Below are 1,129 nucleotides of genomic sequence, written 5' to 3'. Positions count from 1 at the left end.
GCGGCTTCGAGGAGGGAAGACATCTCTGTCGCTATGGTGGGGTGCGTCGCGCTTTGAGGGCACGCCGCCTTCGGGCCCTTGGGGCGGGGCCGGGGGCTGATGACTATCCCATTCGAGGGCTGGCCTGGCCAGCCGGCGCCGGGAAGGGCAGGGATGCCGCCCTTTCCCCGCCGTATTCGCCGTGTTAACCGGATGGCCTGCGAGCGGCGGTATCCCCTGTAAAATGTCCAACGAGCCCGATTCGCTGTTGAAGCCGCGCGAGATGTTCAAAACCTTTTCCTTGACCGGTCTTGCGGCGCTTTTGGCCGCCACCGCCCTGACGGCTGCGACGCCGGCGCAGGCGCAGATCGGCACGATCTTCTCCGATCCGCCGCCATTGCGGCCGCCGGGCAATATTCCGCGTGGCCAGCCCCAGCCGCAGCAGTTTCCGGAGGACGACGAGGAGGTGCCCGAGCTGCCGCCGCAGGGACGGGTGCTGCCGTCGCGTCCGATGCCGCCGCCTTCGGGGCGGCAGGGCAATGTCATGCCAGGGCCCGTCGAGAGCCAGCCCCTGGCGCCGCCGCCGGGCTCGACCGTCGCGCCGCCGAACCAGCCGCCGTCCGCAGCGATCGCTCCACCCGGTGCGCCAGGACAGCGCCAGCCGCAGCAGAAGGGTGCTCCGGGCGCGGTCCCGCAGGCGCCGGCGAGCCTCCAGCCCGGCGACGAGGTCGTGACGGAGCCGCCGGCCCAGAAGATCGTGAACAAGAAGGCGACCTTCTCCGGTCTCGACAAGATCACTGGACGCATCATCAATTTCGACGAGGAGATCGGCGAGACCGTTCAGTTCGGTGCGCTCAGGGTCAAGACCAATGCCTGCTACACGCGGCCGGCGACGGAGGCCGCCAACACCGATGCTTTCGTCGAGGTCGACGAGATCACCTTGCAGGGCGAGGTGAAGCGTATCTTCTCGGGCTGGATGTTCGCGGCCAGCCCGGGCCTGCACGGCGTCGAGCATCCGATCTACGATATCTGGCTCACCGACTGCAAAGAGCCGCAGCAGACCATCGCGACCGCAGCGCCCGATCCGGCGGTTAAGCCGGCGCCTCCGCCGCCGGCCCAGAAGAAGGCTGCGCCCAAGCAGGTTCAGCAA

The 1,129-nt window shown here is 68.6% G+C and carries 1 protein-coding gene; it reads left to right on the top strand.

From position 1 onward, the window contains the following. Positions 1–223 precede the first annotated feature (223 nt). The coding region (locus JHD07_RS31000) for a DUF2155 domain-containing protein (protein WP_291629056.1) at positions 224–1,129 on the top strand (906 nt) is incomplete at its 3' end.

It is taken from the genome of Bradyrhizobium sp., from assembly GCF_016462955.1.
Taxonomy (GTDB): Bacteria; Pseudomonadota; Alphaproteobacteria; order Rhizobiales; family Xanthobacteraceae; genus Bradyrhizobium.
This window is presented reverse-complemented; position numbering and strand designations above follow the sequence as displayed.